This window comes from Pseudomonas sp. Irchel 3E13 (assembly GCF_900187455.1).
GTDB lineage: Bacteria > Pseudomonadota > Gammaproteobacteria > Pseudomonadales > Pseudomonadaceae > Aquipseudomonas.
Genome location: NZ_FYDX01000018.1, coordinates 1 through 23,197 on the forward strand (window position 1 = coordinate 1; position 23,197 = coordinate 23,197).

At 63.0% G+C, this 23,197-nt stretch carries 21 protein-coding genes, 3 tRNA genes and 1 pseudogene; 12 read left to right on the forward strand and 13 right to left on the reverse strand.

The annotated features are described in order from the left end of the window. The 6 genes from CKW37_RS26395 to CKW37_RS26420 form a co-directional block, all read left to right on the forward strand. Nucleotides 1-3,017: RHS repeat domain-containing protein (locus tag CKW37_RS26395; protein WP_143502139.1), on the forward strand; the 3,017-nt coding region annotated here is incomplete at its 5' end. 157 nt (nt 3,018-3,174) lie between these two features. Beyond that, entirely contained in the window at nt 3,175-3,522 is a 348-nt protein-coding gene (locus CKW37_RS26400) for a hypothetical protein (RefSeq protein WP_095159138.1), read from the forward strand. A 120-nt stretch (nt 3,523-3,642) separates the two neighbouring features. Further along, complete coding sequence (locus CKW37_RS26405; RefSeq protein WP_095159139.1) at nt 3,643-4,437, forward strand: alpha/beta fold hydrolase; 795 nt, start codon at nt 3,643-3,645, stop codon at nt 4,435-4,437. After that, nucleotides 4,434-5,288 carry an alpha/beta fold hydrolase gene (locus CKW37_RS26410; RefSeq protein WP_095159140.1) on the forward strand — a complete coding sequence of 285 codons (855 nt, stop codon included), beginning with the start codon at nt 4,434-4,436 and terminating at the stop codon, nt 5,286-5,288. Before CKW37_RS26405 ends, CKW37_RS26410 begins: the two co-directional genes overlap by 4 nt. Before the next feature lie 117 nt (nt 5,289-5,405). Further along, nucleotides 5,406-6,200, forward strand: a complete 795-nt coding sequence (locus CKW37_RS26415; protein ID WP_095159141.1) for a DUF4892 domain-containing protein — start codon at nt 5,406-5,408, stop codon at nt 6,198-6,200. Nucleotides 6,201-6,213: 13 nt separating this feature from the next. Beyond that, nucleotides 6,214-7,263, forward strand: coding sequence for an AI-2E family transporter (locus CKW37_RS26420; protein WP_095159142.1), 1,050 nt, complete (start codon nt 6,214-6,216; stop codon nt 7,261-7,263). Between the two features lie 113 nt (nt 7,264-7,376). Here the strand turns inward: CKW37_RS26420 and CKW37_RS26425 are convergent, their stop codons facing one another. From CKW37_RS26425 to CKW37_RS26440, 4 genes are all read right to left on the reverse strand, one after another. Further along, nucleotides 7,377-8,066: a GntR family transcriptional regulator gene (locus CKW37_RS26425; RefSeq protein ID WP_095159143.1), complete on the reverse strand. Its 690-nt coding sequence runs from the start codon at nt 8,064-8,066 to the stop codon at nt 7,377-7,379. 17 nt (nt 8,067-8,083) lie between these two features. Beyond that, entirely contained in the window at nt 8,084-8,788 is a 705-nt protein-coding gene (locus CKW37_RS26430; RefSeq protein WP_095159144.1) for a FadR/GntR family transcriptional regulator, read from the reverse strand. A 33-nt stretch (nt 8,789-8,821) separates the two neighbouring features. Then, nucleotides 8,822-10,126 carry a C4-dicarboxylate transporter DctA gene (locus tag CKW37_RS26435; RefSeq protein ID WP_095159145.1) on the reverse strand — a complete coding sequence of 435 codons (1,305 nt, stop codon included), beginning with the start codon at nt 10,124-10,126 and terminating at the stop codon, nt 8,822-8,824. Between the two features lie 201 nt (nt 10,127-10,327). Beyond that, on the reverse strand, nt 10,328-10,642 hold the full coding sequence (locus CKW37_RS26440; RefSeq protein WP_095159146.1) for a helix-turn-helix domain-containing protein: 315 nt from the start codon (nt 10,640-10,642) through the stop codon (nt 10,328-10,330). An 89-nt stretch (nt 10,643-10,731) separates the two neighbouring features. Between CKW37_RS26440 and CKW37_RS33825 the strand changes: the two are divergent. From CKW37_RS33825 to CKW37_RS26450, 3 genes and pseudogenes are all read left to right on the forward strand, one after another. Next, nucleotides 10,732-11,106, forward strand: a pseudogene (locus tag CKW37_RS33825) (PAS domain-containing protein); the annotation flags it as partial. A 153-nt stretch (nt 11,107-11,259) separates the two neighbouring features. Continuing rightward, a complete protein-coding gene (locus CKW37_RS26445) occupies nt 11,260-12,393 on the forward strand; it encodes a methyl-accepting chemotaxis protein (RefSeq protein ID WP_371864343.1) in 1,134 nt (377 codons plus the stop codon). A gap of 21 nt (nt 12,394-12,414) precedes the next feature. Then, nucleotides 12,415-14,118, forward strand: coding sequence for a bifunctional diguanylate cyclase/phosphodiesterase (locus tag CKW37_RS26450; protein WP_095159148.1), 1,704 nt, complete (start codon nt 12,415-12,417; stop codon nt 14,116-14,118). A 52-nt stretch (nt 14,119-14,170) separates the two neighbouring features. Here CKW37_RS26450 and CKW37_RS26455 read toward each other — a convergent pair whose 3' ends face one another. The 8 genes from CKW37_RS26455 to folD form a co-directional block, all read right to left on the reverse strand. Beyond that, a complete protein-coding gene (locus tag CKW37_RS26455; RefSeq protein ID WP_095159149.1) occupies nt 14,171-14,665 on the reverse strand; it encodes an Lrp/AsnC family transcriptional regulator in 495 nt (164 codons plus the stop codon). A gap of 12 nt (nt 14,666-14,677) precedes the next feature. Further along, a complete protein-coding gene (locus CKW37_RS26460; RefSeq protein ID WP_256587875.1) occupies nt 14,678-15,514 on the reverse strand; it encodes an ABC transporter ATP-binding protein in 837 nt (278 codons plus the stop codon). 3 nt (nt 15,515-15,517) lie between these two features. Then, nucleotides 15,518-16,231: an ABC transporter permease gene (locus CKW37_RS26465; RefSeq protein WP_095159150.1), complete on the reverse strand. Its 714-nt coding sequence runs from the start codon at nt 16,229-16,231 to the stop codon at nt 15,518-15,520. After that, on the reverse strand, nt 16,228-16,953 hold the full coding sequence (locus tag CKW37_RS26470; RefSeq protein WP_095159151.1) for an ABC transporter permease: 726 nt from the start codon (nt 16,951-16,953) through the stop codon (nt 16,228-16,230). Before CKW37_RS26470 ends, CKW37_RS26465 begins: the two co-directional genes overlap by 4 nt. A gap of 64 nt (nt 16,954-17,017) precedes the next feature. Continuing rightward, complete coding sequence (locus tag CKW37_RS26475; RefSeq protein WP_095159152.1) at nt 17,018-17,797, reverse strand: ABC transporter substrate-binding protein; 780 nt, start codon at nt 17,795-17,797, stop codon at nt 17,018-17,020. A 267-nt stretch (nt 17,798-18,064) separates the two neighbouring features. After that, nucleotides 18,065-19,111: an ornithine cyclodeaminase gene (locus CKW37_RS26480; protein WP_095159153.1), complete on the reverse strand. Its 1,047-nt coding sequence runs from the start codon at nt 19,109-19,111 to the stop codon at nt 18,065-18,067. A gap of 25 nt (nt 19,112-19,136) precedes the next feature. After that, on the reverse strand, nt 19,137-20,054 hold the full coding sequence (gene ctlX / locus CKW37_RS26485) for a citrulline utilization hydrolase CtlX (RefSeq protein WP_095159154.1): 918 nt from the start codon (nt 20,052-20,054) through the stop codon (nt 19,137-19,139). A 204-nt stretch (nt 20,055-20,258) separates the two neighbouring features. Continuing rightward, nucleotides 20,259-21,113 (reverse strand): bifunctional methylenetetrahydrofolate dehydrogenase/methenyltetrahydrofolate cyclohydrolase FolD, encoded by an 855-nt coding sequence (folD, locus tag CKW37_RS26490; protein ID WP_095159155.1) that lies wholly within the window; start codon nt 21,111-21,113, stop codon nt 20,259-20,261. A gap of 284 nt (nt 21,114-21,397) precedes the next feature. Here folD and CKW37_RS26495 point away from each other — a divergent pair. The 3 genes from CKW37_RS26495 (at nt 21,398) to CKW37_RS26505 (ending at nt 21,730) form a co-directional block, all read left to right on the forward strand. Next, a tRNA-Arg gene (locus CKW37_RS26495) sits at nt 21,398-21,474 on the forward strand. A gap of 42 nt (nt 21,475-21,516) precedes the next feature. Further along, nucleotides 21,517-21,592 (forward strand) — tRNA-His (locus tag CKW37_RS26500). A gap of 53 nt (nt 21,593-21,645) precedes the next feature. Then, nucleotides 21,646-21,730, forward strand: a tRNA-Leu gene (locus CKW37_RS26505). A 135-nt stretch (nt 21,731-21,865) separates the two neighbouring features. Here the strand turns inward: CKW37_RS26505 and CKW37_RS26510 are convergent. After that, the gene (locus CKW37_RS26510) at nt 21,866-23,032 is read right to left on the reverse strand and encodes an Arm DNA-binding domain-containing protein (RefSeq protein ID WP_095159156.1); all 1,167 of its coding nucleotides are present in this window, start codon (nt 23,030-23,032) and stop codon (nt 21,866-21,868) included. Between the last annotated feature and the right edge of the window lie 165 nt (nt 23,033-23,197).

A 23,197-nucleotide genomic window follows, 5' to 3' on the forward strand; every position in this document is an offset into this window, starting at 1 on the left:
GCCAGTACGTCGCCCAGCCGGTGCTGCGCACCATGGAAACCCTGAAGACCAACTTCGACGCGGTGAGCAAGGTCATCATCCTGGAACACTCGCTGCTCAACGGCCGCGCGCTGCTGGAGCGTGACGATAACGACGTGGAGATCGCCTACGCCTATGACGCGCTGGGGCGGGTGATCGAAGAGAAAGTCGCGCCGGGCAGCAATGTCGAGGCACGGCGCCAGTACCAGTACCTGCTGGTCAATCAGGTCACCGGGCAACCGACCCAGACCACCATCGACGTCAAGGGCGTGCAGACCCGCAGCCTGCTGGACGGGCTGCAACGGGTGGTGAGCGAACTGCGCCAGGATGTCGACGGCAACCCGGTGAGCAAGCCGCTGCGCGAGACCTACAGCGCCAGCTATGACGCCTTCGGGCAACTGAGCGAGAGCACCGAATTCGACTGGCTGGGCGCCGAGACCGTAGCCCTGACCAGCCGCTACACCTACGACGACTGGAGCGAACAGGACAGCGTCACCGGGCCGGACGGGGTGACCGAATACTCCCGCAACGACCCCGTCGCGCTGCGGGTCGAAACCTGGCGCGAGGGCATGGGCAAGACCGTTACCCGCAACAACCTGTTCGAGAAACCGGTCACGGTGGAGCGCTTCGATCTGGCGGGAGGCAAGATCAGCCTGTACGAGTACTTCTATGACGGCCTGGGCCGCACCTCCCATGAATACGACGAACTGCGACAGTTCCGCTTCTATCGGTACGACGCGTTCGACCGCTTGACCCTCCAGGGTCTTCCCGACAGCGCGCAGGTCGAGCGTCGTTATGCCGAGCACAGTACCGAGGACTTGCCGACCTGGATTGGCGTCGACGGGGTCGTGCTCGGTGAGCAGTCCTTCGACGGGCTCGAACGGATGTACCGCTCCGTGACCGGCGGGCGGGAGCGCACATTCGCGTTCGACGGGGGCCAGCAGCAGCCCTCCAGCGTCACCACGGCCAAGGGCCAGGTCATCGATTACGAGTACAACCCGAACCTGGGCGAAGCGCCGATCCAGCGGCGTATCCAGAACGTCACCGCCGACTATGAATACGACAAGGACAATGCCCGGCTGCTGTCCAGCCGTGAAAACGACCAAAGCCTCAATTGCACCTACTACAGCACCGGTGAACTGAAGACCGAGCAGCGCGTCAATGCCGGGCAGACCCGCAACATGGCCTATGAATACAGCCTGCGCGGACGCCTGCTGGCCTACACCGATGTGCTCGGCCAGCAGCAGCGTTATCACTACGATGCCGGCGGGCGGCTGGAGTCGACCAGCCTGGGACAGACCGAAACGCACTTCAGCTACAACGCCAGTGGCCTGACCTCACGTATCGTCACCGAAGACAAGGCCGAGGGTCACAGCGTGCGCATTGACCTGGAGTACGACGATTTCGGTCGTGAGATCTTGCGCACCTTCACCTTTGACGACGGCGTGATCCAGACCCTGGAACAACGCTACAACGTCCGCGATGCGCTGGAGCAGCGAACCCTGCGTCAGGGCAGTGTGCTGCGCGACGAGAGTTACACCTACGACTCGCGGGGGCGGCTGGAGGACTACCGCTGCACCGGCAGCGACCTGCCCCTGGACGGCTGGGGCAAGCCGATCCAGCGTCAGGTATTCGAGTTCGATGTGCTGGATAACCTGACCCAGGTGCGCACGGTATTCCCCGGTGGCGAGAACCTCGCCACCTATCTGTTCGAAGGCCAGGACCCGACCCAGCTCAGCGCGGTACGCAACAGCCACGCCGATTACCCGGCGCTCATCAGTCTCGACTACGACGCCGACGGCAATCTGATCAGTGATGAACAGGGCCGCAACCTCAGTTACGACGCCCTCGGCCGGTTGCTCAGCGTCAGTGAAGACGGCAGCGAAATGCTGGAATACCGCTACGACGCGCAGGACATCCTCAGTGGCAGCATCGGCGGGGAGGGTGACGAGCAGCGTTTCTACTGCGACGGGCAACTGGTCAACCAGTTGCAAGGTGGTGAACAGCGCACGTTCATTCGCGGCGGCGACCATGTACTGGCCGAACGGGTGACGGGGCAGGACGAACTGCTGCTGGCCACCGATGCAAAAAAGACCGTGCTGGCCGAACGTGACAGTCAGACCCGCAACAGTGCCTACAGCGCTCACGGGTTCCGCTCGTCCAGCACGCAGTTGACGGCCGGGCTGGGCTTCAACGGTGAATGCCTGGAGCGCAGCGGGGTGTATCTGTTGGGCAGTTACCGGGCCTACAACCCGGTGCTGGGGGTGTTCTGCAGCCCGGACAGTTGGAGCCCGTTTGGCGAGGGTGGGCTGAATGGATACACGTATTGCCTGGGGGATCCGGTGAATCATGTGGATCCGACGGGGCACATGCCGTGGTGGGTCGGGATCGTCGGGGGCGTGGTCGCGACGCTCTTGACGGCGGGACTCGCCGCGCCGATAGCCACCACGCTGGGCGTGAGCGCGACAGCCGCGGCAGCGGTCAGTGGTGTGGCCGCGAAGGTGGCGCTGGGTGCGACGGCACTGTCGATTGGCAGCGGTGTTGGCGCGAGCTTCGTGGAGGAGGGGGCACTTAAACAGGGGTTGGAGTGGACGAGCCATGCATCCGGCGTTATTGCGGGCGTCTCGACAGGGCTGGCGTTAGGGATGAAGGCTGCGGCTTCATCGCTCGCCAGGCGTGCGTCGGCAGTGAGTGGTGGATCAAACTCATGGGGGACTAGCTCTTCATTCTTCAAGCAGCGCCCCGGTGGCCAGCCCTCCATAGGCGGCAGTTCTCCGTCATCTGCAGCGTTGCGCAAGGCTCAGGATGATATCTACGAGAGAGCGATTGAGCCCGTGCCTCACGCCGCATTTAAACGCGGCAATTACTCAAATCCACCGGGAATGCAGACCCAGCCGAGTGATCGCCTCCCACTATTCGAGGTGAGGGGCTCTCAGTTGAAGCAAGTGCTTCGAATCAGGGCGAGCAAAGAGATTGTGAGGGGCAACAAGCCTTACTGAAAAAGAAGCACTGCTGCGCGATGTCCGTAGCAGTGCTTTTCGGTGCGCGTATTTTCCGTCCAGCCCTCCACCCACCTGACATTTTTGCCAGTTGTTGCCTCGCTGCCACCTTGTTAGCGTGGCCCCATCGTGGTGTCACTGTCCGGGGAGAAACACAATGAATGGACAAAACGGCGTTCAAGCCTGTGCGGCTGATCTGCGCCAGGTGCTGGACGAAGTGAACCTGAGCTGCAACCTCGATTTCGCCGAGTTCCAGGTGTTGCACGATGCCGCGGATGCCCGTCTCGACGCCCTGGTCCGGCACTACCACAATCGCCGCGAATCACAGCACCTGGAACAGTTCCAGATGGCCTGCGAGCAGATGGCGAAGATGCTCCAGGTGTCCTGCCTGGCGCTGCAACGGGCCCATCTGAACGACAACGAACGTGACCAGGTCCGCGAAGCTTACGAATACCAGGTGGCCTACATCCAGGCCTGCCTGCACCGTTCTTTCCAGGACTTCTGAGCCTCGGCGGCCGGCCCTGGCTGACCGGAGTGCCGTCACCGATGGCTGTTCCGGTCATTGCCGGCTCATAAGCGGTTGCGGACAATCCGTGTCAGTCTTTTCCGCAACGGGCAGTCCGGTATGTCGCAACAGGTCTTCTTCGCTCACGCCAACGGCTTCCCCTCGGCCACCTACGGCAAGCTGTTCACCGCCCTGGCGCCGGATTATCAGGTCAGCCATCTGCCCCAGCACGCCCATGACCCGCGTTTTCCGGTGAATGACAACTGGCTGCAACTGGTTGACGAACTTATCCATCACCTTGAACAGCAACCCGAACCGGTGTGGGGCGTTGGTCACTCCCTTGGCGGCGTGCTGCACCTGCACGCGGCGCTGCGTTGCCCCCAGCTCTATCGCGGCGTGGTGATGCTCGATTCGCCGGTGCTGACCCTGGCGGACCAGTGGCTGATCCGCCTCGCCAAGCGCTGGGGTTTCATCGACCGCATCACCCCGGCCGCGCGCACCGAGGGCCGGCGCGAGGCCTTCGCCGATCTCGATCAGGCCCGGGCTTATTTCGCCAGCAAGACGCTGTTCCGCGCCTTCGACCCGGATTGCCTGGAAGCCTATCTGCATCATGGCCTGAAACAGGAGGGCGATGCCTTGCGCCTGAGCTTCGATCCCTCCATCGAAATGAGCATCTACCGCAGCATCCCCCATACCCGCCCGGCCCATCCCGGCCAACTGCAAGTGCCGCTGGCGATGGTGCGCGGCAGCCACAGCCGTGTCGTCAGGCCCCACCATACCCAGGCGGTACGGCGCATGCCCCGGGGAGAAAACCATAGCGTCGTCGGTGGACACATGTTTCCCTTGGAGCGCCCGGATGAAACCGCGCAACTGATCAGAAACGTCTTTCAGCGCTGGCAGGAGAAACAGGTATGAGCAACCCGGTCGAAGAGGTCCGCCTGGACCTGGGCCATATCGAACTGGCCGCGCATCTCTACGGCCCGGCGGATGGCCGCCCGGTGATCGCCCTGCATGGCTGGCTCGATAACGCCAACAGCTTCGCCCGCCTGGCGCCAAAGCTCGACGGGCTGCGCATCGTCGCCCTGGATTTTGCCGGGCACGGTTATTCCGGGCATCGCCCGCCGGGCGCCACCTATTCACTGTGGGACTATGCCCACGACGTGCTGCGGGTCGCCGCGCAATTGGGCTGGGAACGCTTCGGTTTGCTGGGGCATTCGCTGGGCGCCATCGTCTCGGTGGTGCTGGCGGGCAGCCTGCCGGAGCGCATCACCCGGCTGGCGCTGATCGACGGGGTGATCCCGCCGGACGCCAACGGCCAGGATGCCGCCGAGCGCATGGGCATGGCATTGCAGGCGCAACTGCGCCACGACAGCAAGCGCAAATCGGTTTACCCGGTGCTGGAGCAGGCGGTGGAAGCGCGGATGAAAGGCATGGTCGCGGTCAGCCGCGAGGCCGCCGAGCTGCTGGCCCAGCGCGGGCTGGTGCCGGTGCCGGGTGGTTTCAGTTGGCGCAGCGACAGCCGCCTGACCCTGCCGTCGCCGCTGCGCATGAGCGAAGAGCAGGCCATGAGCTTCGTTCGCCGCGTCGCCTGCCCGACGCAATTGATCGTCGCCGACGACGGCATGCTGGCGCGCAACACGACCCTCCTCGAACAGCTACCCTTTAGCCTGGAACACTTGCCCGGTGGTCATCACTTGCACTTGAACGATGAGGCCGGCGCAACGCTTGTTGCAGACTGTTTCAATCGCTTCTTTGCCATTCCTTGACTTGTATCGGGCAACTGTCGAGGCTTGGCGGGTTTTGATCAGGGAGACAATCATGACCCAGCACGACTTACGCCCCCTTCGCATTGCCCGCGCCGCACCCGTCGGCGGGGTTCGCCGATGAATGCCATTCATACGTTGCGTGCCGGCCTGGCCGGACTTTTGCTGGTAACCGGTGCGGTACAGGCCGGTGGCGAACTGCCGGTGCCGCAGGACGCCAAAAGGGTCGATGAGCGCCCTGTGGCGGAAGTGGAGCGCGTCTACCCGTTGGGCGGGCTGCGCAAGATCAGCGGCCAGGTGCGCATGGAAGGCAAGATCGAGGCCCGTGGCCAGCTCCATTCGGTCACCTGGCAACTGCCCGCCGAACGCAGCGCCGCGGAGGCGTTCAAGGCCGCTCGCGAAACCTTGCAGGCCGATGGCGGTTACCCGCTGTTCTGGTGCGAGGGCCGAGACTGCGGCGAAAACAGCCTGTGGAACGACCTCTTCGGCAATGCCCGCCTGTCCGGCTCGGATCAGGATCAGTTCTTCATTCTGCTGCGTCGCACCGGCGCCGATGCCGATACGCTGGTCGCCCTCTACGCCATCACCCGCGGCAACAAGCGTACCTACCTGCACACCGAACAGTTCGAAGCCAACGCCCCCTTGGGCGAGTTGCTGCCGACGCCTGCCACCGTCCTACGCGAACTGCGCAGCAATGCCAGGCTCGACTACCCTGACCTGAACGCCGAGCCGCCCCAAGCCTGGGTCAATCTGCTGGCGCGCAGCCTTAACCTCGACAGCACCTTGCGCGTGGTCCTCACCGGCGCCCAGGCCCAGGCCTGGCTGGACCAGTTGACCGCCGCCGGTGTCCGCTCGGCCCGGCTCGAAGTCGGCAGCCAGGCGGCGAACGGCTTGCATGTCGAACTGATTCGCTGAGCCGGGAGGCGCGATGCTCAACAATGATCGGTTGCTGGTGCAGATTCTGTTGCTGGCGCTACTGGGCGCTGGCCTCTGGGTCATGGCACCGTTCATCTCCGCGCTGCTCTGGGGCGCGATCCTCGCGTTCGCGAGTTGGCCACTGATGCGTTTGGTCACGCGCCTCTGCGGCGGCCGCGAAACCCTCGCCGCGAGTTTCCTGACCTGCCTGTGGTTACTGCTGGTGGCGCTGCCGCTGGTCTGGTTGGGCTTCAACCTCGCCGATCATGTGCGCGATGCCACCACCTTCATTCGTGACGTGCAGGTTGACGGCCTGCCCGATGCGCCGGCCTGGCTCGGCGGCGTGCCCTTTGTCGGCGAACGCCTGGTGCGTTTCTGGGACACCATGGACCAGCAGGGCGCCGCCATGCTGGCGACGGTCAAACCCTATCTCGGTCAGGTCGGCAACTGGTTATTGGCGCGCAGCGCGCAGATTGGCAGCGGCATCCTCGAACTGATCCTCAGCCTGGTCTTCGTGTTCTTCTTCTACCGTGACGGGCCGCGCCTGGCGGCGTTTGTCCTGCGCCTGCTGGAACGGCTGATCGGCGAGCGTGCCGATTACTACCTGGGGCTGGTGGCGGGGACTGTGCAGCGGGTGGTCAACGGCGTGATCGGCACCGCCGCCGCCCAAGGCCTGCTGGCGCTGATCGGCTTTCTTATCGCCGGGGTGCCGGGGGCGCTGGTGCTCGGCCTGGTCACCTTCATGCTCAGCCTGATTCCCATGGGCCCGCCGTTGGCCTGGATTCCCGCCACCGCCTGGCTGGCCTGGAAGGGCGACTACAGCATGGCGGTGTTCCTCGGGATCTGGGGCACCTTCGTCATCAGCGGCGTGGACAACGTGCTGAAGCCCTACCTGATCAGCCGCGGCGGGGATTTGCCGTTGGTGATCGTGCTGCTTGGGGTGTTTGGCGGGTTGCTGGCGTTTGGCTTTATCGGCCTGTTCATTGGACCGACCCTGCTGGCGGTGGCCTACAGCCTGCTGCTGGATTGGTCGCGGCATACGCCGGTTGCGGATCGGCCTTAGGTGTAGAACGTTTGGGGCCCTTCGCGACGGTTCGGCGCCCCGACGAGCTCGCTCCTACAGATATGTGACACCGAATCTCTGTAGGAGCGAGCTTGCTCGCGAAACGGGAGGCCTCACTCCAGATCCAGCTTCGCCTCGATCCGATCCAGATGCAGATGCATCAACCGCAACGCTGCCTCACTGTCACCATCCTCCAGCGCATCCACCAGCGCCGCATGTTCTTCCCAGGCGCAATGCTCGCAAGCCCGGCTTTCGTATTTGGCGATGATCAGCGAGGTCATCGGCACCAAGCCGTTAAGGAAACGCGCGAGCGGGGCATTGTCGGCAATCTCCGCCAGCTTCAGGTGAAACTCGCCGCCCAGGCGGATCGCCGTGCAGCGTTGGCCTTGTTCATGGGACTGCCGCTCGCGGGAAATCAATTCACGCAACTGGCGCAGTTGCGCCGGCCGCGAGCGCCGCGCCGCCAGTTCGATCAGGGTGGTTTCCGCCAGCCGCCGGGCGCTCAATACCTGCCGCGCCTGCTCCGGATCTGGCGCCGCCAGCCGTGCGGTGTGCGCCGGGCGCTGGACGATCACCTGCTGGTCCGAAAGCCGCCCCAGCACGCGACGGATCACCGTGCGGCTGACCCCGAACGCCTCGCCCAGCGCCATTTCGGTCAGCGGCGTGCCGGGAGCCAGGCGCTGTTCGAGAATCGCATCGAACAGCCGCGGATAGATTTCCGCAGCCGACAGGCGCCGTTCGCCAACGGCCAGCAGCGCGGGCAGGGCGGACGCGGTGGAAGTGACGGGGGCAACGGCTCTCATGTGTGCTCTCCTGGAAGTCAGTAACCGGGCTGTTCGTCCGGAATCTTCAGTTCAATACCCATGCGTCGGCCTTCCTGCAGGATGTGCCGGCGCATTTGCGCACTGGCCTGGGCGCTGTCCTTGTTGCGGATGGCGCGCACCACTGCTTCGTTTTCTTCAAGGCGCGCGGCCAGGTGTTCGGGGGATTTGCGCAGCATCTGGGCGCTCTGCTTGAGGGCATTGCCGGTCTGCTGCACCACGCTCTGGAAAATCGGGTTGGAGGTCAGGGCAAACAGCGCCTCATGGAAGGCGATGTAGGCGTTGACCCCAGCCTCGCCGTCGCCGGCGTCCAGGGCTTCGCGCATGTCCATCAGGGTCAGGCGCAACTGGCCGGTTTCCTGGCTGCTGATGGACTGCGCCACCAGCCCGACGATGAACGGTTCCAGGGTGTAGCGCAGTTGCAGCACGTCTTCGAGGCTGGCTTCGGCCACGCCGGCCGGCGCCATGACCAGCTCGTTGCTGTCGGCGTCGAGTACCAGCACGCCTTTGCCGGGCATCGAGCGCACCAGACCGAGGGTTTCCAGCACCGTTACCGCTTCACGCAGGCTGGGCCGGCTGATGCCGAGTTGCTCGGCCAGCTCGCGCTGGCCGGGAAGCATCTCACCGGAGCGCCACTGGCCGCGGGCCAGGGCCTGGCGCAGTTTGTCCACTACCGCATTCACTACTGTCGAGGAGGTAATCACATTTCGCTCCGTGAGATGTCGTTCATTGGCTAACTAGAATTCCTGCTGATGGGCCGTCTTGCGCGCCTGGAAGGCGAAGCCCTGCTTGCCTTCGAGCACGTTGTGCGCGCGCTCCAGGTCGATGTCCTTCTCCCAGCGGGCGATGGCCACGGTGGCGACGCAGTTGCCGATCAGGTTGGTCAGCGCCCGGCCGATGCCCATGAACCAGTCCACCGCCAGCACCAGCACCAGACCGACCACCGGAATCGCGGGAACGGCGGTCAGGGTTGCGGCAAGAATCACCAGCGCCGAGCCGGGAATGCCGTGGGCACCTTTGGAGGTCACGAGGGACACCAGCAGGATGGTCATCAGATCGGTCATGGCCAGCGGCGTGCCGGTGGCGTTGGCGATGAACACAATGGCCAGGGTCAGGTAGATGGAGAAACCGTCGAGGTTGAAGGAGTAGCCGGTGGGAATCACCAGGCCGACGGTGGAACTGCCGATGCCCAGGTGCTCCAGCTTGCGCATGATCTGTGGAAGCACGGCGTCGGAAGAAGCGGTGCCGAGGACGATGGTCAGTTCTTCACGCAGGTACTTGAGGAACGGCAGCATCTTGAGACCGGACACACGCATCACCAGGCCGAGAACCAGCAGCACGAAGCCGGCACAGGTGAGGTAGAACAACGCCACCAGACCGCCCAGGTGTTGCAGCGATTCCAGGCCATATTTGCTGGTGGTGAAGGCGATGGCGCCGAACACACCGATGGGGGCCAGGCGCACGATCATGCCCATGATGCGGAAGATCACATGGCTCAGTTCGTTGATCAGTCGCGAGATGCCCGAGGCCGATTCGCCCACCAGGTTCAGCGCACTGCCGAACAGCACCGAGAACAGCAACACCTGAAGGATATTGTTGTCGGCGAAGGCGCCGATCACCGAGGTGGGGATCAGGTCCATGAGGAAGGCTGTGGTGCTGTGGATATGCTGCCCACGCTCGGCGAGGCTGCTGGCGTCCGTCGCGGAAAGTTGCTCCAGATGGATGTTGGCGCCGCTGCCGATGCCGGTGGAGAAGGCGAGCACCAGACCCAGGACCAGGGCGACGGTGGTGAGGACTTCGAAATAGATCACCGACTTCAGGCCGATGCGCCCGACTTTCTTCAGGTCGCCGGCACCGGAAATGCCGCTGACCACCACGCAGAACACGATCAGACCGATCAGCATCTTGATCAGTTTGATAAAGCCGTCACCAAGGGGTTTGAGTTGCAGGGAAAGGTCGGGGAAGCTCAGGCCGCAAGCGATGCCAAGCATCAGGCCGAGCACTACTTGCAGGAAGATCGAACGCGAGCACCATTTGAGCATGGGAGGGATCTCTGGTCGGTGTCCTGGCTGCCGGGGTGACGGCGCGTCGGACTTAATTATTGTGGTCTTACCGGTATGTCCAGTGCGCGGGCAGTGTAAGCGCGTATTTTCGGTTTTCGCAAGAGGTGAGGCGATAATTGGTTTTACCGGTCTGACCAGTTGGCGTACCAGGCAAGAATCGACAGAAATGCCAGGGGTCGGTCAGTGCTTGGACAAGACCTGATCCACCGCGGCGATCAGCCGTCCCAGATCGTTCGGAGGGGCTTTGTGAATGACGCCAAACAGATAGGCGCGTTGTTCGTCTTCAGTGTCCAGGTCGGTGAAGAAGGCCGTGAGCTTGACGCCCAGCACCCTGGCAAAGACGAACAAGGCTTCAACGCTGGGAGTGTAGGTACCGGTTTCGAAGCGGCTTATGGTCTTGGGGTCGAACCCGGCTTTTTCGCCCAGTTCAGCCTGGGTAAGCCCGGCGACCTTGCGACAGCGCCTGATGGCTGAGCCCAAACTTGAAATTTCCATCGCTCAATTCCCATTTAGAATCAAGAACTTAACGACAAAAAATTTCAATAGACAACCTCTCCTGCCATCACCCCGGATTACAAAAGGTGATGTATCTCGTAGACTTTGCCGCTTGGACGGATTTTCCCGCAGTGGGTTTGGCAGAGAGCAACCCGCATTTTTCCTGCGGCTCATGGAGCTTTATCGTGCGTCTCAACTTACCGATTACCGCGGTGGAACAGACATTTCCCGATCAGCAACGGCTGATTTCCGCCACCGACACCGCCAGTAATATCACCTACTGCAATGCTGAATTCGCTGCCATCAGCGGCTTCAGTCAGGCGGAACTGATCGGTGCCTCGCACAACCTTGTGCGCCATCCCGACATGCCCGCCCAGGTGTTCGAGCAGATGTGGCAATACCTCAAGGCCGGCCAGAGCTGGATGGGGATCGTCAAGAACCGCTGCAAGAACGGCAATTTCTACTGGGTCAGTGCCTACGTCACGCCGATCCTCGAGAATTCGAGGTTAGTGGGCTACGAGTCGGTGCGGGTCAAGCCGACTCGCGAGCAGGTGCAGCGCGCCGAAGCGCTGTACGCCCGGCTGCGCGCGGGCAAGACGCCGGTGCCGCTGGCGCGTCTGCTGGTACAGCAGGCCCAGGTGCTTGCCGTGCCGGTACTGGCGGCGGGCGTGGCATTAGCCGCCAATCATCTTGTCCCCGGTCTTGTCGGTCAGGGCATCACCCTCGGCCTGTTTGTCGTGGTCGGGTTGTGGGGCCACAGCCGCTTGCGTGGCGAATTGCGGCGGATCGTCCGCGGCGCCGAAAACACCTTCTGCGACCCCATTTGCGCCCTAGCCTACAGCGACACCCTCGGCCCGGCCGCGCAATTGCAGATGATCCTCATCAGTGAAGAAGCGCGGCTGAAAACCGCGCTGACCCGCCTCAGCGACCTCGCCAACCAGATGGCCCACGCCGCCAGCGATTCCAGCCGTCTCTCCGGTGCTACTGAATCGGCGCTGCTGGAGCAGCGTGCCGAGACTGACCAGACCGCCGCCGCCATGACCGAGATGGCCGCGTCCATCGCTGAAGTCGCCGCCCATGTGCAGCAAACCGCCAGCGAAGCCCACACCGCCAACCAGCTCGCCGACCAGGGCAGCCAGGTCGCCGGCACCTCGCGCCAGGCGATCCAGGTGCTGGCGTCCACGGTCACCCAGATCAACCAGGCGGTGGGCGAACTGGCCGGGCAGACCCAGGACATCATGTCTGCCGCGGGCGTGATCCAGGCGATTGCCGAACAGACCAACCTGCTGGCGCTGAATGCCGCCATCGAAGCCGCCCGCGCCGGCGAGCAGGGCCGCGGCTTCGCAGTGGTGGCCGACGAGGTTCGCGCGCTGGCGGGCAAGACCCGGCAGTCGACCCAGCAGATCCAGGGCGTGATCGAAAACCTGCGCAAGGGCGCCGATGAAGCGGTGTCCATCGCCGACCTCGGCATCCGCGAGGCCGAGCAGGGCGTGGCCCAGGTGGTCGAGGCGCAGGAGGCGCTGCAGGGCATTCGCGTGGCGGTGGAGCGCATCACCGACATGACCCGGCAAATGGCCGCTGCCTCGCAGCAGCAATCCCATGTCGCCGAAGACGTCGCCTGCCAGATCAACAACGTCGCCGGCACCGTGCAGCGCACCGCCGACAACGCCAACGCGGCCGCCACCCGCGGTGCTGAACTGGAACATATTTCATCCGGCCTGCGTGCCTTGGTCGAACGCTTCAACCGATAGCCGTCGGACAGGTTTTATTTCATGGATGACAACTACCGCGCGGCCGTCGACGCGGCCGCGATCTTTTCCGAAACCGACCTGACCGGGCGTATCACCTACGTCAACGATCAGTTCTGCACCATCTCCGGCTACAGCCGCGAGGAACTGCTGGGCGCCGACCACCGCATCCTCAATTCAGGCCAGCACGAGCCTGGGCTGTTCCTCGGCATGTGGCAGAGCCTGGCCGCGGGCGAGACATGGAAGGGCGAAATCTGCAACCGGGCCAAGGATGGCTCGTTGTACTGGGTCGACAGCACCATGGTGCCGCTGTTCGACCCGCTTACCGGCGCGGTGTGCAAGTTCGTCTCGATCCGCTTCGATATCACCCAGAAACGCCAGTTGCTCCACACCTTGCAGTGGCGGGTGGGGCACGACGTTCTGACCGGCCTGCCCAACCGCTCATTGCTCGGCGACCTGCTCGGGCAGGCCATCGAGCGTGCGCGCAACGAGGAGTCGGCGCTGGCGGTGTGCATGCTTGACCTCGACGGCTTCAAGGCGGTCAACGACGGCTATGGTCATGCCAGTGGCGACCTGCTGCTGGTGGAGGTGTCGCGGCGCTTGAAGCGTGTGTTGCGTGAGGGCGATGCGGTAGGGCGGTTGTCCGGCGATGAGTTCGTGCTGATTCTCGGCGACATCCAGGGGCTGCCGACCTTGCAGGGTGTCCTTGAGCGTGTGCTCAAGGCGATCGCCGCACCCTGTGTCATTCGCGGGCGGCCGATCAGCGTCAGCGCCAGCATCGGCGTGACCCTGTTCCCCAATGACAACGATGACGCCGACACCCTGCTGCGCCACGCCGACCAGGCCATGTACCTGGCCAAGCAACGGGGGCGTAATCGTTTTCACCTGTTCGACGTGTCGCTGGACCAGGAGGTCAAGGCCACGCACCAGACCGTGGAGCGCCTGCGCCGGGCGCTGCACAACGGCGAACTGTGCCTGTATTACCAGCCCAAGGTGAATATGCGCAGCGGCACGGTGGTGGGGTTCGAGGCGCTGTTGCGCTGGTGCCATCCTGTCCGCGGCGTGGTCGCGCCGGGTGAGTTTCTGCCGTTGGTGGAGCGCACTGACCTGATCGTCGATATCGGTGAATGGGTGATCGATGAAGCACTGGCGCAGATGCAGCAGTGGCAGGCGCAGGGTTGCCGTTGGCCGGTGAGCGTGAACATCGCCGCGCGGCATTTCCAGCGCACGGACTTCGTCGTGCGGCTCCAGCGCCTGTTGTCCCGCCACGCCACGGTGGCGCCGCAGATGCTCGACCTGGAAATCGTCGAGTCGGTGGCCATCGAGAATATCCAGCGGGTCTGTGAATGCCTGGAAGCGTGCCAGCGACTGGGGGTGCGTTTTTCGCTGGATGATTTCGGCACCGGGTATTCGTCCCTGAGCTACCTCAAGCGCTTGCCGACCCAGACCATGAAGATCGACAAATCCTTCGTCCAGGACATCCTTCACGACCAGGACGACCTGGCCCTGACCCGCGCGGTGATCGGCCTGGCCCAGGCGTTCGGTCGGCAGGTGATTGCCGAGGGCGTGGAGACCGTGGCCCATGGCGAGTGGCTGATGGAACTGGGTTGCGACGTGGCCCAAGGCTACGGCATCGCCCGGCCGATGCCGGCGCAGGAGGTGGTGGAGTGGGTGCGAGGATTCGTGCAACCGCGGGAGTGGCGGGTGCGGGCACGCGGGGCGGGGTGATTGTGGGCCTGTCTCGCGACGGTTCGGCGCGAGACAGGCCCACCCTGTAAACCTACATCTGCGGCGCGGTGTTCTTCACCACCGCCAATTCCGGATGCGCCACCAACTTGTCGATATGCAGCTCATCGTTGTTCATCCAGGTCTCGGTCAGCACCCGGTAGTGCTCCATATCCCGGCAACGCATGCGCAGGCTGTAGTCGAAATGGCCGCTGATCAGCTGGCATTCGAACACCTGCGGGCAGGCGCGCACGCAGGCTTCGAAGGCTTTTTGCGCGGCGCGCCCGCTCTGGTTGGACAGCGCCACCAGGACCAGCAGCGACAACCCCGGCGAGACCATCTGCACATCGATGATCGCGCCGTAACCGCGGATCACGCCGCGCCGTTCGAGCTTGCGCACCCGCTCCAGGCAGGGCCTGGGCGTCAGGTGGACCAATGACGACAGCTTCTCGTAGGTGATGCGCCCGTTGTGGCGCAGCACGTCGATGATCGCTTCGTCGATGCGGTCCAGCGGCGGCGCGGCGTGGGAGGAGTTGGCCTTGGTATCCATGGTGGCGTTGCTTCACTTCAAGCGGTTGGAAAGAAATTGCTGCAGGCGCTCGCTTTGCGGCTGGTCGAGAATCTGCGCGCTTCCCTGTTCTTCGACCCGGCCCTGATGCAGGAACAGCACCTGGCTGGACACCTGGCGGGCAAAGCCCATCTCGTGGGTGACCATGAGCATGGTACGACCTTCCTCGGCCAGCGTCTGTATGACCTTGAGGACTTCTCCTACAAGCTCTGGATCAAGGGCTGACGTTGGTTCGTCGAACAGGATGATCTCCGGCTCCATCGCCAGCGCCCGGGCGATTGCGACGCGCTGTTGCTGGCCGCCAGAGAGGAACGCCGGGTACTGATCGGCGGCGCGGGCCGGCAGACCGACCTTGTCCAGGTACGCGCGGGCGCGGGCTTCGGCGTCCTGCTGGCTGACCCCCAACACCCGGCGTGGCGCCATGGTGATGTTCTCCAGCACGGTCATGTGGCTCCACAGGTTGAAATGCTGGAACACCATGGCCAGCCGCGTGCGCAGGTTCTGCAATTGCGCCGGATGCGGGGCGCGGGCGCCGGCGCGGCCCTGGCGCATTTCGATGGTCTGGTCGTCGAGGGTGATGACCCCGGCGTCCGGTTGTTCGAGGAAATTGATGCAGCGCAGCATGGTGCTTTTGCCCGAGCCGCTGGCGCCGATCAGGCTGATGACGTCGCCCTTGCGTGCTTGCAGCGAGACGCCCTTGAGCACTTGGTGATCGCCGTAGCTTTTATGCAGCGAGTCCACCGTCAGTTTGATCGCGGCGCTGGCAGCGGCGGCGACAGGTGCGGCGGCGAAGGTCGGTTGGATCGACAAGGCATGTGCGGAAGTGGTCATGGGTCAGCCTCGGGAAGGAACGAGAAAACGCATCCAGCGTCGTTCGGCCAGGCGGAACAGCCCGACCAGTGCGAAGGACAGCAGCATGTACAGCAGGGCGGCGATGCCGAAGGCCTGGAACGTCAGGAAGGTCGCGGCATTGGCGTCACGGGCGACTTTAAGGATGTCGCCGATGGTCGCGGTGAAGGCCAGTGAAGTGGCATGCAGCATCAGGATCAGTTCGTTGCTGTAGGCCGGCAACGAACGGCGCAAGGCCGCCGGCAGCACCACGAACAGGTTGAGCTTCCAGCCGTGCAGGCCGTAGGCGTGGGCCGCCTCGATCTCGCCATGGGGAATGTTGCGGATCGCCCCGGCGAAAATCTCCACGGTGTAGGCGCAGGTGTTGAGCACGAAGGCCAGCAGGGTGCAGTTCAGTGCGTTGCGGAAGAAGCGGTCGAGCATTTCATGGTCGCGCACCACTTCCAGGCCGTAGAGCCCGGTGTAACAGATCAGCAACTGGATATAGAGCGGCGTGCCACGGAACAGGTAGGTGTAGAACTCCACCGGCCAGCGCAGCCAGAGCTTGCGCGACACCCGCGCCAGGGCCAGCGGCAGCGACAGGAAGAAACCGACGACCATGGTCACCACGAACAGCCACAGGGTCATGGCCAGCCCGGACAGGCCGGCGCCATCGCTATACAGGTAGGCCAGGCCGTATTCCTGGATCAGTTCGATCATGATGTCAGCCCCTTGATGCCGGTGTTGTAGCGCCGCTCCAGGCGTTTGAACAGGCGGTTGGAGAGGGTGGTGATCAGCAGGTAGACCAGTCCCGCGATGATCAGGAAATACAGGACGTTATTCGTACTCTTGCCGGCGTTCTGCGCGGCTTTCACCAGGTCGGCGAGGCCGATGATCGACACCAGCGCGGTGGACTTGAGCAGCACCAGCCAGTTGTTGCCAAGGCCCGGCAGGGCGAAGCGCATCAGTTGCGGGAACAGCACCAGCCGGAAGCGCTGGGCGCGGCTCAGGCCGTAGGCGGTGGCGGCTTCCAGTTGCCCGGCGGGCACGCTGAGGATCGCGCCGCGGAAGTTCTCGGTGAAATAGGCGCCATAGATAAAGCCGAGGGTCATGACCCCGGCGGTGAACGGATCGATCTCGAAGTAACCCCAGCCCATCCATTCGGTGAAGTCGTTGAGCCAGATCTGGAAGGTGTAGAAGATCAGCAGGATCAGCACCAGGTCCGGCACGCTGCGGATCAGGGTGGTATAGAGCGTCGCGGGGAGTCGCAGCAGGCGCAGTGATGAGAGCTTGGCGCTGGCGCCGACCAGGCCCAGCACCAGGCTCAGGGCCAGGGACAGCAGCGCCAGTTTTACGGTCATCCAGGTACCTTGCGCCAACAGCGGGCCGAAGCCCTGCAGGCTCAAGGCCTGCAAGCCGACAGAGTGAAGGAAGTCGTTCACGGGGAAAATCTCGATGGGCACCAGCGATGGCCCGGCATCGGCTGCCGGGCCGTCGACGGGCGGGTTACTCGTTGTAGATGTCCAGGTCGCCGACGTACTTCTGCTGGATTTTGGCGAAGGTGCCATCGGCCAGTACCGCGGCGATGCCCTTGTTGATCAGGGCCTTGAGTTCGGCGTCGTTCTTGCGCACGCCCATGGCGATGTCCAGCGGCAGGGTCGGGTCCTTGATCGCCGGGCCGCTCTGGAAGTCGGCGCCTTCAGGCTTGGTGAGGAAGTTGAGCTGGGCTTCGAGCTTGTCGGTGACGGTGGCGTCGAGGCGGCCGTTCATCAGGTCGGCGTAGTTCTGGTCCTGGGCCTGGTAGGCCTTGACCGTGGCCCCCAGCGGCGCCAGTTTGGCGCGGGCGTAGGCTTCCTGCAGCGAGCCTTGCAGCACGCCGACGGTCTTGCCCTTGAGTGACTCGGGGGTGTCGCCGAAATCGGCGCCCTTGCGGGTGATGACGGAGGTTGGGCTGAGAAACAGGCGGTCGCTGAAGTCGATCTGTTTCAGGCGGGCCGGGGTCACTGCCATCGACGACATGATGGCGTCGAATTTGCGCGCGCGCAGGGCCGGGATCATGCCGTCGAATTCGTTGTGCACCCAGGTGCATTTGACTTCCAGCTTGGCGCAGATCGCGTTGCCCAGTTCGATGTCGAAGCCTTGCAGGCTGCCATCGGCGGCGACGGATTCAAACGGTGGGTATTCGGGGAAAACGCCGAAACGGATTTCTTTCCATTCCTGCGCCTGGGCCACGCTGGCGCAGAGTGGCAGGAGCAGCACGCCGAGAAGCTTTCGCAGCGAAGTCATATGAGTTGATCCCTGTGTTTTGTAGTTGATGTAGGGCAGTAGAACGCTTCGTAGGCCAGGGCCTTTTGGTCTTTTAGTGACTCTTCGGTCGGGGCTCAGAATGCGCGATGACAGCAGTTTTTTTGTGTCGTTTGGGCCGGCGCTGGCTGCCGGAATATGCTGTTAGTGCGGCTGCTCGCAGCCGATTCTGTCGAGGCGCCTCCTGTTTTGGCTTTGTCACAGCGTTTTCCGATCCGCTGCGCGGTGGGCGCAGCGGATTCGGTTGTGTCAGGCGCGTCTCTTCTGCACGTCGGCAACCGCCGGCTGAAGCAAGGCGTAGAGGTCTTTCGGGTTTTTAAGGTCTGGCACCAGGCCGATCTCGCTACCGATGTCCAGGGCCTTGGCCACATCCAGCACATAACGCAGCGCCGAGTAGTCCTCGATGGCGAAGCCGACCGAGTCGAACAGGGTGACCTGGGCGGCGTTCTCGCGGCCGGCGATCTCGCCGTTCACCACCTGCCAGAACTCGGTTACCGGTGAATCCGCAGGCATCTGCTGGATCTCGCCTTCGATGCGGCTCTGCGGTTCGTACTCGACGATCACCCGCGCGCGCTCGACGATGTCGCGGTGCAACTCGGTCTTGCCCGGGCAGTCGCCGCCCACCGCGTTGAGGTGCATGCCCGGCTCGATCATCTCCGGGGTGAGGATGGTGGCGTAGGCCTTGTCGGCGGTGACCGTGGTGATGATGTCCGCACCGCGAACCGCTTCAGCCACGGAGCCGGCGATGACCAGGCGAATGCCCGGGTACGCGGCGAGGTTGGCGGCCAGCTTGGCGCTGGCCTGCGGGTCGAGATCGTACAGGCGGATTTCTTCGATGCCGAGCAGGGTGTGGAAGGCGATGGCCTGGAACTCGCTCTGCGAGCCGTTGCCGATCAGCGCCATGCTGCGGCTGTCCGGGCGGGCCAGGTAGCGCGCGGCCAGGGCCGAGGTGGCGGCGGTGCGCATCGCGGTGGTCAGGGTCATTTCGCTGAGCAGCAGCGGCTTGCCGGTATCGACATCGCCCAGGGCGCCGAAGGCCATCACCGTGAGCATGCCGCGGTGGGTGTTCTTCGGGTGGCCGTTGACGTACTTGAAGGCATATAGATTGGCATCGGACGCCGGCATCAGCTCGATCACGCCGTCGGGGGAGTGGTTGGCCACCCGTGCGCATTTCTCGAAGTCGTTCCAGCGCAGGTAGTCCTGGCGGATGTACTCGGCCATTTCTTCCAGGCAGGTGGTCAGGCCTTTGCGGGCGACCAGGCGGCTCAGGTCGGTAACGTCGATGTAGCGGGTCATGATGCTCTCCTTCTTGTAGTCGGGATCAGTTGCGAACGGGCAGGTGGACTTCGGCGAGCATGCAGCGCGCGCTGCCGCCGCCGATGCGTTCGATATGGTCGATGTTCACCACTACCGGGTGGCTGTGGCGCTCGGCCTGGCGGCGTTGTTCGGCGCTGAGCGAATGCCAGGCACTGCGCGACATCACCAACAGCGGCTGGCCTTGCTTGTCGTGGACTTCGAGCATGTTGCCGGCGAAGCCTTCGAGCTGGTCGAAGTCCAGCGCCAGGATGTCCTTGCCGGTGTCGCGCAGGCTGTGTTCCAGGGCGCGGCGCTCGGCGGCGTCGGGCAGGGCATCGAGGCAGACCACAGAAAGGTTGCGGCCTACGCTCATCATCACGTTGCTGTGGTAGATCGGTGACTGGTGGCGATCGACGGCATGGAACACGCAGAGGCGGTAGTCCATGTTCTCGGCGAACTGGCGCAGCGCCTCGCCGTGGGTGCGGCCGGAGTGGCAGGCGTAGCTGATGCGGTTCTCGCGGTCGAGCACCATGCTGCCGGTGCCCTCGAGGAAGATGTTCTGCGCTTCCAGCGGGCTCAGGTCGAGGGTCTTGTGAATCGCGAAGCGCTCGCTGAGCACCTGCAGCACGCCCTTGTCACGCTCTAGCCGACGGTTCTGGCCTTCCATGGGATAGAGCACCAGGCTGCCGTCGGCATGGCTGCTCCACCAGTTGTTGGGGAAGATCGAGTCGGGGGTGTGCGGGGCCGGGGTGTCCTGCACCACCAGTACATCGACGCCATGCTGGCGCAGCGTATCGACATAGCCGTCGAACTCTTCCAGCGCTTTCTGCTGCGCCTGTTCCGGTTCCAGCAAGGGCTTCTGGAAGCGGTTGTTCACAGCGGTATCCGGGTTGAAGGCGAACCGCGCCGGGCGGATCATCAGGACGGTATTGGTGGTTTGCATCGGGGCACGCATCCAGGGGTTGGCAGTGCGTACATTGTCTTACCGATGGCCTTGCAATCCCGGCTGAAGCACGTCGGGCGCCCAGCCGGGAAAGCTGAAACAGGTGATTTGACAGCTGAATCGGCTGCGAGGGTTTTGGCTGTATTACGGGGATAAAAAAACGGCACCGTGGAAGGTGCCGTTTTTGGGAAGCGCGTTACTGAATCACTTGTGCAGTTCTTCAGCCGCGTACAGGGTGTTCTCCAACAGGCAGGCGCGGGTCATTGGGCCGACGCCGCCCGGGACTGGCGTGATCCAGCCGGCGCGAGGCAGGGCGGTCTCGTAGACCACGTCGCCCACCAGCTTGCCGTCTTCCTGGCGGTTGATGCCGACGTCGATGACGATGGCGCCTTCCTTGATCCACTCGCCCTTGACCAGGCCCGGCTTGCCGGCGGCTACGACCACCAGGTCAGCGCGGCCAACGTGGCCGGCGAGGTCCTTGGTGAAACGGTGGGTGACGGTGACGGTGCAGCCAGCCAGCAGCAGCTCCATGGCCATCGGACGGCCAACGATATTGGAAGCGCCGACGACGACTGCATCCATGCCGTACAGATCCTGACCGGTGCTTTGCAGTAGGGTCATGATGCCTTTTGGCGTGCACGGGCGCAGCAGCGGGATGCGTTGGGCCAGGCGGCCGACATTATAAGGATGGAAACCGTCGACATCCTTGTCCGGACGAATGCGCTCGAGCAGCAGCGAGGCATCCAGGTGAGCAGGCAGCGGCAGTTGCAACAGGATCCCGTCGATGTTCGCGTCATTATTAAGACGGTCGATCAGGTCGGTCAGGTCTTGTTGGCTGGTGTTGCTTGGCAGGTCGAAAGCCTGGGAGATGAAGCCGACTTCTTCGCAGTCTTTACGCTTGTGCGAAACATAGACTTGAGAGGCAGGGTCGTTGCCAACCAGGATCACCGCCAGGCCGGGAGTCCGCAGACCTTGCTGGCGACGTTCCACGACACGTTGGGCGATCTGCTGGCGCAGGCTGGCGGCGATCGCCTTGCCGTCGATAAGTTGTGCAGTCATGACGGGTGATTAACCATCGAGAGGGAAAAAAAGAGCGCGCATTCTCGCATGACCACGGCGCAGGGCAAAGGCGCTTGGTCCGGCAAATCCCCTAAGCCCTTAAATAAAATGAATTTTTTTGAAAAAATAGTTGACGACCTTACCGACCGTCTATAACATTCGTCGCACTTGTCGGGCAGGGCCTAGCACTGGTTAGCAAGGTCGGGCAGAATGAGCGGATTTGTTAGCTTGTTCGGTAAGGCTAAAAGTTAATTTGTAATCTTAAAAGAAAGCAGATTAAATATGCGCCCGTAGCTCAGCTGGATAGAGCATCCGCCTTCTAAGCGGATGGTCGCAGGTTCGAGTCCTGCCGGGTGCGCCATACAAGGCAGCTTTGGCACAAGTAAAGCAGTAACGCAATATGGTGGGCGTAGCTCAGTTGGTAGAGCACAGGATTGTGACTCCTGTTGTCGTGGGTTCGATCCCCATCGTCCACCCCATATTCCAGAAGGCGCCCGATGAAAATCCGGCGCCTTTGCTTTAAAAGCGTTATGCGGACGTGGTGAAATTGGTAGACACACTGGATTTAGGTTCCAGCGGCGCAAGCTGTAAGAGTTCGAGTCTCTTCGTCCGCACCATCTAAGCGTCTGTTTTCAAAGGGTTTTATCCCGGCGATCCTTGAAATGGGAGCAAACTGGGAACACTTTGGGAATCAAGACGTAAAAAAGGCAGCCTCTCGGGGCTGCCTTTTGCATTTCTGGACCTCGGTTTCCTCACAACCGAAGCGCATGCTCCAGCATGCCGACCATGTCCGGCCCATCCTGGTGAATCCATTTCCCGTAGTGCTTCCAGATCATCGCCGTCGAGGTGTGTCCCATCTGGTCCGCGATCCAGTCCAGCGGGACCACGCCGGTGCTAAGCGTCTGGCTCGCGTAGGTATGCCGGCAGTTGTTCGGGCCGCGGTACCGCACCCCCACATTTTCCAGATGCTTCCTCCACCAGGTTTTCACCAACACGTCAGAGCTCGTCCAGGCTGCGCTGGTGGTGGTCTTGTGGAAGACGAAGCGAAGCTTCTGCCGCTTGATCGTCCGGTTGTCGCGATCAGTGACGTCGACGTCCACCAGCGGCCGGCTCCTGGTGAAGCGAACCTGTGCCCGTAGCGCTTCCAGTGCAGGCTTTATCAAGCGGACCTCTCGCGTCGATCGGCGGTTTTTGGTCACCCGGTAGTTGCTGCGAACCTGGGAGCGGCGGAACTTCACCGTCCCGGCTTCCAGCTCGACATCCTCCCAGGACAAAGCGATCGCTTCCGAAACGCGTGCCCCCGTCCAAATCATGAACTGGATGAGATTGATCTCCTGTAGGAACTCCAGATCCTCGCCCAGGATGAGATCGATCTCGCTTCGTTCGAACGGATCGGGGTCATCGGCGTCGGGCAGGCGAACAGTGATTCCCTCGGTAGGATCGTGGGCCGTCTTATTCCTGGTGCGGTACAGCGTGAAGATCTGCCGGACGATGCTGAGGATCTCCCGGACCGTCTTGTTGTGCAGCGCTGGCATCAGGGTTTTCTGAATCCAGGTCTGCAGATCGAGGTGGTCGATATGGTCGGCCTGGCGATCGCCCCACATGGGGCGGATGTGGTTCTTCACCTTGCTCGCGTATGCCAGGAAGCCAGAGGTAGCCATCTCATTACGTTTGATATCCAGCCACAGGTCGATGAAGTGGCCGAATGTGTTGCTCTTCACCTTGGGCGAGTCAGGGAAGTGGCGGGCGTAGCTGAACGTCCCGGCCTGAATCTCGTAGTTGATGATCCCGACCAGACGCTCGGCGTTGGCCACGCTGGCGGGCGAGGCGTCACCGGGTATGGTCTCCCGGCACAGCTCTCCCTGGTAACGGAAATACACGCGGACACGGTTGCCGCGTACTTCGACTCCATCAGCCATTGAATTTCACTCACGAACGAAGAAACGGCCCAGTGTATGGGCCGTTGTAAGAGGTTGGCCTGTTGCCAGACCTAGAAGGTTGCCGCATCAGTTCTTGATGCGAAGAAAGGCCAGCGGCTATCCGTGGCAGAACCCAACGAGCCCGGTGAACCACCACCAGGTTTC

Bases quoted from the DNA above. Each gene is read 5' to 3' on its own strand.
- CKW37_RS26400 (WP_095159138.1), top strand. From the start codon at position 3,175: ATGAATGGACAAAACGGCGTTCAAGCCTGTGCGGCTGATCTGCGCCAG.
- CKW37_RS26405 (WP_095159139.1), top strand. From the start codon at position 3,643: ATGTCGCAACAGGTCTTCTTCGCTCACGCCAACGGCTTCCCCTCGGCC.
- CKW37_RS26410 (WP_095159140.1), top strand. From the start codon at position 4,434: ATGAGCAACCCGGTCGAAGAGGTCCGCCTGGACCTGGGCCATATCGAA.
- CKW37_RS26415 (WP_095159141.1), top strand. From the start codon at position 5,406: ATGAATGCCATTCATACGTTGCGTGCCGGCCTGGCCGGACTTTTGCTG.
- CKW37_RS26420 (WP_095159142.1), top strand. From the start codon at position 6,214: ATGCTCAACAATGATCGGTTGCTGGTGCAGATTCTGTTGCTGGCGCTA.
- CKW37_RS26425 (WP_095159143.1), bottom strand. From the start codon at position 8,066: ATGAGAGCCGTTGCCCCCGTCACTTCCACCGCGTCCGCCCTGCCCGCG.
- CKW37_RS26435 (WP_095159145.1), bottom strand. From the start codon at position 10,126: ATGCTCAAATGGTGCTCGCGTTCGATCTTCCTGCAAGTAGTGCTCGGC.
- CKW37_RS26440 (WP_095159146.1), bottom strand. From the start codon at position 10,642: ATGGAAATTTCAAGTTTGGGCTCAGCCATCAGGCGCTGTCGCAAGGTC.
- CKW37_RS26450 (WP_095159148.1), top strand. From the start codon at position 12,415: ATGGATGACAACTACCGCGCGGCCGTCGACGCGGCCGCGATCTTTTCC.
- CKW37_RS26455 (WP_095159149.1), bottom strand. From the start codon at position 14,665: ATGGATACCAAGGCCAACTCCTCCCACGCCGCGCCGCCGCTGGACCGC.
- CKW37_RS26460 (WP_256587875.1), bottom strand. From the start codon at position 15,514: ATGACCACTTCCGCACATGCCTTGTCGATCCAACCGACCTTCGCCGCC.
- CKW37_RS26465 (WP_095159150.1), bottom strand. From the start codon at position 16,231: ATGATCGAACTGATCCAGGAATACGGCCTGGCCTACCTGTATAGCGAT.
- CKW37_RS26475 (WP_095159152.1), bottom strand. From the start codon at position 17,797: ATGACTTCGCTGCGAAAGCTTCTCGGCGTGCTGCTCCTGCCACTCTGC.
- CKW37_RS26480 (WP_095159153.1), bottom strand. From the start codon at position 19,111: ATGACCCGCTACATCGACGTTACCGACCTGAGCCGCCTGGTCGCCCGC.
- ctlX (WP_095159154.1), bottom strand. From the start codon at position 20,054: ATGCAAACCACCAATACCGTCCTGATGATCCGCCCGGCGCGGTTCGCC.
- folD (WP_095159155.1), bottom strand. From the start codon at position 21,113: ATGACTGCACAACTTATCGACGGCAAGGCGATCGCCGCCAGCCTGCGC.
- CKW37_RS26510 (WP_095159156.1), bottom strand. From the start codon at position 23,032: ATGGCTGATGGAGTCGAAGTACGCGGCAACCGTGTCCGCGTGTATTTC.